The organism is uncultured Cyclobacterium sp., from assembly GCF_963976465.1.
Classification (GTDB): Bacteria; Bacteroidota; Bacteroidia; order Cytophagales; family Cyclobacteriaceae; genus Cyclobacterium.
Genome location: NZ_CAXBOC010000306.1, coordinates 1 through 7,027 on the forward strand (window position 1 = coordinate 1; position 7,027 = coordinate 7,027).

9 protein-coding genes are annotated in these 7,027 nt (G+C 37.3%); 3 read left to right on the top strand and 6 right to left on the bottom strand.

The genetic code is table 11. The features are described 5' to 3' along the window. The 3 genes from AAC037_RS16230 to AAC037_RS16240 all read right to left on the bottom strand — a co-directional run. Positions 1–189: hypothetical protein (locus tag AAC037_RS16230; RefSeq protein WP_339904000.1), on the bottom strand; the 189-nt coding region annotated here is incomplete at its 3' end. Between the two features lie 748 nt (positions 190–937). Next, positions 938–1,396, bottom strand: a complete 459-nt coding sequence (locus tag AAC037_RS16235; protein ID WP_339904002.1) for a hypothetical protein — start codon at positions 1,394–1,396, stop codon at positions 938–940. Between the two features lie 53 nt (positions 1,397–1,449). Continuing rightward, entirely contained in the window at positions 1,450–2,376 is a 927-nt protein-coding gene (locus AAC037_RS16240) for a hypothetical protein (RefSeq protein WP_339904004.1), read from the bottom strand. 289 nt (positions 2,377–2,665) lie between these two features. On the opposite strand from AAC037_RS16240, the gene AAC037_RS16245 reads away from it, so the two are divergent. The 3 genes from AAC037_RS16245 (at position 2,666) to AAC037_RS16255 (ending at position 4,291) form a co-directional block, all read left to right on the top strand. Further along, on the top strand, positions 2,666–2,965 hold the full coding sequence (locus AAC037_RS16245) for a DUF2752 domain-containing protein (RefSeq protein ID WP_339904006.1): 300 nt from the start codon (positions 2,666–2,668) through the stop codon (positions 2,963–2,965). Next, positions 2,950–3,348, top strand: coding sequence for a TM2 domain-containing protein (locus tag AAC037_RS16250; RefSeq protein ID WP_339904007.1), 399 nt, complete (start codon positions 2,950–2,952; stop codon positions 3,346–3,348). The genes AAC037_RS16245 and AAC037_RS16250 overlap by 16 nt, the downstream gene beginning before the upstream one ends. A gap of 70 nt (positions 3,349–3,418) precedes the next feature. Next, entirely contained in the window at positions 3,419–4,291 is an 873-nt protein-coding gene (locus tag AAC037_RS16255) for a DUF4097 family beta strand repeat-containing protein (RefSeq protein ID WP_339904009.1), read from the top strand. Positions 4,292–4,485: 194 nt separating this feature from the next. On the opposite strand, the gene AAC037_RS16260 is transcribed toward AAC037_RS16255, so the two are convergent. The 3 genes from AAC037_RS16260 to AAC037_RS16270 all read right to left on the bottom strand — a co-directional run. Further along, the gene (locus AAC037_RS16260) at positions 4,486–4,683 is read right to left on the bottom strand and encodes a cold shock domain-containing protein (protein WP_014020889.1); all 198 of its coding nucleotides are present in this window, start codon (positions 4,681–4,683) and stop codon (positions 4,486–4,488) included. A gap of 159 nt (positions 4,684–4,842) precedes the next feature. Then, complete coding sequence (asnA, locus tag AAC037_RS16265) at positions 4,843–5,880, bottom strand: aspartate--ammonia ligase (RefSeq protein ID WP_339904010.1); 1,038 nt, start codon at positions 5,878–5,880, stop codon at positions 4,843–4,845. Positions 5,881–5,983: 103 nt separating this feature from the next. Beyond that, a partial coding sequence (locus tag AAC037_RS16270) for a lactonase family protein (protein WP_339904012.1) occupies positions 5,984–7,027 on the bottom strand: 1,044 nt, incomplete at its 5' end.

Sequence of the window (7,027 nt, forward strand, 5' to 3'; positions counted from 1 at the left end):
CCCTGCAGCGCCGATGGTACTGGTGCGCCACGGCGCATGGGAGAGTAGTGCCTGTTCCGCCTCATCTGGATCGCCGCCTTCATTTAGACCCTTAGAGCAATCTAAGGGTCTTTTTTTATGCCCTCTTTTGTAGTTTAACCTGCTTAAACCCCTAACTTTTTTAGAATGCGGCCCTAACCTAGGCTTCAAGGTGTTGAAATATACCTTATATAATCACTCAGCAAACCACTAATCCGTATAGGGTGCTCTATACTGGCCAAATACAGACGTATTCGAATCAATAATTATAATTGAAGTGTATTCAACCAAAATAAAATCATTAGTAAAATAGAAAGGTGTAGATGCAATCTACACCCAGTTCTTATTCCAATTTAGACCCATATGGGACAACTTATCCATAAGACCCAATCAAGAAACATCGGACGGGCCAAAACTACGAGGAATTGCCGAGCAATGTGAGGTGAAAGCCATTCTATGATTTGTTTTCTTCGACTTTTGATTCGGTTCCTGAGCCGAGTCGAAGTCTACCCAAAAAGGCGCTTCTCTTCATTAACGAAAGTTGAAAACTTTCTTTATGATAGGTCTAAGTTACGCTTCGCTAAACTTAGACCAGATCGTGGCTCTAATGTAGGATTCAAGATTTTGAATTCATACCTAATATGATAATCACCTAGTAAACTATGAATCTGTATATGTTCTATATACAGGCCAAATCCAGACTTATTCGAATCATGAATTATAAGTACAGCGTATTCAACAGAAAAACATATTGGTAAAATAGAAAGGTGTAGATGCAATCTACACCTAGTTCTTATTTTTGTTATAGATTAGATGGTTCTATTTAGTTTTGTAATATCCTAAACACTTTCAACATTACATTTCATTAAAAAGGCCTACTTAAAGGTTCGGGTGAATGCGGTATAATACGCCCTTAATGCTAAAGATCTCCTCGTTTAACTTCAATTTTGTTTAGTATCAAAAATTCCAACAGCTCTTCTAATTTATCCGGGTTCTTTATAACCCTAAGTTTATATGTATTATTATTTACATCAATTTCGAGGATTGGAACGCTTTTGAAAGCACTAATAATAGCAATTATGCCCAATCCAACTAATACCAAGACGGCAATAAAACCATTGCCAATCATATTATAAAACCTTACAGGCTTTTCGCTCACAGATAGCCCATCAATTAAATGATAGGTTATAATTGAAGCCAGGGTTAAAGATGCTAAACCTATAATCAAAACCACCATCCAGTTTTTAATTGATTTACCTCTTATCAGGTTGGCACTTTCTACTTCATTATAAGGTATTAACTGATAAGTGAATTTATTTCTAAGCAAATGGATGCCTTGGGATGTTAATTTGAAAGTTAATTCAGTTATCGCTGTCATAAATATGGTTTCAAATTGTTTTAGGTCTAATTGTTAGAAATCAAAATCTCCATTCATTTTATCGGTTCCATTGCTATCACCAATTTTTTATTGTCCGGGCTCAATGAAATTCTGCTGATGTTATGGTATTCCGGAATAGTTAATGTAGCTATTTCTTCCCAATCAGTCCCTTTGCTAATGTTTTTTAAATAGATGGTATCTTCCCGAGCCATTATAAGGTTGTTCTTATCAATCCATACAAAGTCTTCGCCGCCGGCTAATGCTATACCTATGGATTTTGATTGTCTGCTTTTTACATCAAAAGCTTTTAATTCATAAGTTTCTTTGCCATTAGATACGATATTTGAGCTTTTGTCTATATACACAATATCATTTGTACCTGGTCTTTGGCTTAGGCAGCGTCCCGGATTTTTTGCGACCTCAAATATATCTTCTCTGCTGTAAGGATAGACCATTCGGTTTGGTGAACCTACCAGGAACAAGGCAGCTGTCTCCCCATGCCAACCATAATATCCTACGGGTTCGATGTCGTCGTACAAAAGTTCCGGTTCCCCGAAATTTATCGGATATAACCATATGCGCTGACTGCTGTCTTTTTCCACCCTTACAGTGGAAATAAATTGACCGCAACTTGTTAGCTTAGGTGAGAACTCATCTAGCTCGGGAGTTCTTGTCATATTGGTGTATTTATCCGTAGCTAGATTATATAAGATTACATCAAAATTACCTGCCTGATCTTGAGAGGTAAATACCAGTTGACTTTTATTGATAAAAGAAGGTTGGTTATCATATCCATCTCCTTTTGATATTTTTTTTACTGTCTCGGGGTAAATAGTAAAACCAAACAAATTCTTCTTGCATTCAAGAAGAAAAAGATCGGTGTCTTCTTGAGCTATAAGCAAGCTACTGTTTAATAAAAAAGCAGTGAATAAAAGTGTTTTGAAATATTTTGGAAACCTGAAAAGGTGGGGATTGCTCATTTTACTCTTATTTATCATTTATCTCGATCTTTAAATTTTTAATCTTTAGTATCTCAATTATGATTTTCTAATGTACAAAAAGCTATTCGTTTTCATCATTAATTTTATTTTAATTCAAAACTTCTCTGATACTAAAGCTTTCCTTGCGTTTGGGATATTCTTCCAATATTTTCTGTCCGTTATTGAACGTTATTTGTACTTTTAACGAACACATCTTTTGCTTAAATAGGCTCCTATTCGCTCCATTGCTTTATTTTATAACTGGCATTCTATTCGTATATTGATAGACATGAAAGTAATCAACTCAGGGATTCTGGAATTGATTTTATGGACAATTGCTCTTTTAGGTTTGTACACTGCCGGTGCAGACACTTCGCATTCCTTTAGTCTTTGTCCGCTTGATTTATTAGGGTTCACCTGGTGCCCTGGCTGTGGTATTGGTCGATCCATTCATTATTTAATGCATGGAGATTTCACCACATCTTGGGCCTACCATCCATTGGGAGGCTTTGCTTTCTTAGTAATAATATTAAGAATAATTGAATTAATAAAATTAAATTTAAATAAGAAATTATGGCAAATGTATTGAGACACCTTCCGGAACTGGAAGGAATGGAATTGGGCTATATCCAAGGAATATTGAAAGACATGAATGAGGAGCAAGCAAGTTTATTTGCTCAGGTATATCGTGCCAGAAGGAAGGATAGCCAAATGATTTTAATATTAACACTGATAGGTTTTTTTGGTTTTGCCGGATTGCATCGTTTTATTCTAGGGCAAATTGGCCTGGGGATTTTATACCTACTTACCGTTGGCTTGTGTTTTATTGGAACCATAGTAGATTTGGTCAATTACAAAAGCTTGACTTATGAGTATAACATTAAGATTGCCCATGAAACACTTTCCTTATTGGCTGTAAGTGATGATTTCAAAACGAATAATGATGCCTTTAAAAATAAAAACGATGCATAAATATCCCCTATTATTTTTGTTTGTCCTTGTGGGGTTCTCGGGAATACAAATTTCTTGTAACCCGATATCCATGGAAACCATTAGTGATATTGAGTCTACTTATGATGGCATCACTAAAGTTAATGTAAATGGTGGAGCACTTGAAATCAGTTATACCGGAAGGGATGAAGCTGAAGAAGTGGTTTTAAATGCTTTTGTGGAAGCAAGTGATGCACAAATGGAAGGAGTGACGGTAAAGAAAATTGGAGAGGAGTTGTTTGTAGATTTTGAACCTAGGGATGATTTTGGATCCTTTTTCTCCTCCTTTAAAATAAAAGGGTTTATCAGTATCTCAGGCCCTTCAGATATGGCTTTAGATATCCATACTTCATCGGGTACCATGGAAGTGTTTAATGTTGAAAATGAAGATATTGTGCTTAAAGGAAGTTCCGGAAAGATTGAAGCAGAGAACCTTAGCTCTCCAAATTTAAGCGTGAGAATCTCTTCAGGAAAACTGGAGCTTGAGAATATCCAAGGTGACTTGAATTTAGAATTGTCTTCTGGAATGGGAACATTGGAAGGGATGAAAGGTAATGTTAAGTTTAGGGGCTCAAGTGGCATGGTTGTTTTGACTGATATCGATGGGCTTGTTTCCGGAAGTATGAGTTCAGGAAAAGCCGATTTAAATAAGATCACAGAATTAGGTGAAATCAGTTTGACATCCGGTATGTTAGTGGCCAATGATTGTGGGCTAGGGCCGGAAACTAACCTGTCCGCTTCATCCGGTTATATGAAAGTAAATACCAATTCTTCCCTAAAGGATTATAATTTTGATTTCAGGGTAGGCAGTGGGAGGCTTAGTATCGGGGATCAATCAAGTAGTGATGATTTACTAATTGACAATGCCGCCGGGCTGACCATAAAAGGTAAAATCCAATCGGGTAAAATGGTAATTGATGATTAAAAATTTACGCATTCAAGCGATATTAGGCAGAGCCTTAGTTTAAGAAACTCCGAGTGCAAGATCGGAGTTTTTTATTTTAATAGGAATAGTTTAGTTATGGGGGATTGCCCTAAATTAATGTCTTAAAAAAAATATAGGCACAAAAAAAAAGCAACCTTTGATGATTGCTTTTCACTACTGATGTCAATGTTATGTTATGCGTTTACTACCTTCACATTCACTGCATTCAGACCTTTTCTTCCTTCTTTAAGATCAAAGGATACATCATCGTCTTCTCTGATTTCGTCAATTAGTCCAGAGACATGCACAAAATACTCTTTTGATGATTCATCATCAATAATAAAACCGAATCCTTTAGATTCATTAAAAAATTTTACTTTTCCTGTGTTCATAATATAATTAATTGATTGTATTTATTGAGGTAAAGGTAATGAATCTTTTGGCAAAAAAAACTCTTGTATAAAAATATTTTCAGGAATTAAAAGATTACATAAAATGCATTGGCCAAGAAATGGCCAAAAACAGTAAGATTCAACCCTTTAATTGGATTATTATCTCATTAATTCTATGCCTTCTTCCTTACATTTTTGAAATTCATTTTCAGGCCAAATTCCCGATTGTACCTCTCCAATGTGCTTTTTTCTTAGCAAGAACATACAGGTTCTGGACTGACCAATTCCACCACCTATACTTTGAGGCAATTCCCCATTTAATAGCTTTTGGTGGAAAAATAAACCGGCTCTTTTTTCTTCACCGGAATTTTTTAACTGATGAGCCAAAGTTTCGGCATCTACTCTTATGCCCATGGAAGAAAGTTCAAAAGAGTTTTCCAATACAGGGTTCCAAACCAAAATGTCTCCATTCAACCCTTTATGGCCTTCGGAATTATAGCTACTCCAGTCGTCATAGTCCGGTGCTCGGTCATCATGCTTTTCCCCATTACTTAATTTATCTCCAATACCTATTAAAAATACAGCGCCATGTGCTTTTGTGGCTTCATATTCCCTTTCTTTTGGGCTTAAATTGGGGAAAGCTTGTAGCAAATCCTCCGCCTGAATAAATTTAATATTTTCCGGCAATATTGGGCTAATCTGAGGGAAAATAGAAACCACACTTTTTTCCATTTCTTGATAAATCCCATAGATGCTTTCCACTACCTCTTTGAGATAATCTAGATTTCTTTCGGAAAGATTGATTTTTTGTTCCCAATCCCACTGGTCCACATACAATGAATGCTGCGGGGAGTAGTCTTCATCAGGTCTTAATGCCCTCATGTCAGTAATTATGCCCTCACCATCTTCGGTTTCAAGCTCGGCCAATTGCCATCTTTTCCATTTTGCCAATGATTGCACCACAACGCCGGGAGCATCCCCTTGATTTTTTATTGGAAATTTCACAGGCCGTTCGGTACCACTTAGGTCATCGTTTATACCTGTTCCATCCATTATGATCAATGGGCAAGACACCTTGAAAAGGTTTAACTTTTCGGACATCATCTTTGGGAATTTTGTTTTGATGAGGTCTATGGCTTTTTCTGTCTCTCTCCTGTTTAACAAGGATTTGTATTTCAGCTCGCTCGTTGCTGCCATGTTTTTTTATTTACTATGTTCACGATTTATCGTTCTTCTCAAAATCGGCCCAATATTAAGGAAAAGAATTGATTCAAGAAAATATCCTGTTTGTTTGCCTGATTTAAGGCAAGAAATTAATATAAACGGGTTTATGAACCTCAAATTTGGTATCTGTTGGCTTCAGCTCACCGGATTCAAGGTCTCTTTCAAAAGTAATGATGGTATTTGAATCTTGGTTTCCAGCCAAAAGGTATTTCCCATCATTGGTGATATTGAAATTTCTTGGAGCTTTTCCCATGGAAGATACGGTTTGTACATGGGTTAAGTCCCCATTCCCTTCGATTTTAAAAACGATAATTTCATTGGCCTCACCGCGGTTAGATGCGTAAAGGAATTTCCCGTCAGGACTAAGTCTTACTTCTGCAGCTCCAACTTTGCCTTCAAATCCCTCTTCAGTCAATGGGTGGGTAGCTTGATGCTTTAACTCACCTTGCTCATAGGAATAAACCCCTATTTCTGCTGATATTTCATGAATTAGGTAAAGTTTATCTCCTGTGCTGTTAAAGACCATATGTCTGGGACCTGCACCGGGAGCTACTTTTAACCTGAAAATAGGTTCCGTATTTACGGGCTTTTCCAAGCTACTGTCAAATTCATACACTACCACTTCATCAGTCCCAAGATCCGCAATGAATAGGTTGCCATCATTGGGATGGAAAATAGCTGCATGTACATGGGGTTCTTTTTGTCTGTTGGTGATCACACTACTTCCTTGGTGGGCAATAACTTGGGTGACAGGCTTTACTTGCCCGTTTTCTGCGATAGGGATTACAGAAAAATCACCGGAACTATAATTGGCCGTTACGGCAAAAGATTCACTTGGATCCAATGTGATGTAACAGGGTGATTTAGCGGCTGCTTTCACCGAATTAAGCTTCGCTAACTTCCCATCCTTAAGGCTGAATGCGGTGATTTTACCTCCTTCTTCACCTCCGTTTTCTTCCACTGAATAGACCAAATCTTGGGCTTCGTTGGCAATAACAAAGGAAGGGTTTTCTACGGCTGCTGCTGTGCTGATGGTTTGAATATTGCCTTCATCAGGATGAAAGGACATCAGGTGAATGCCTTGTTCCGGAGACTTGGTATAGGTCCCCAATAGAAACAA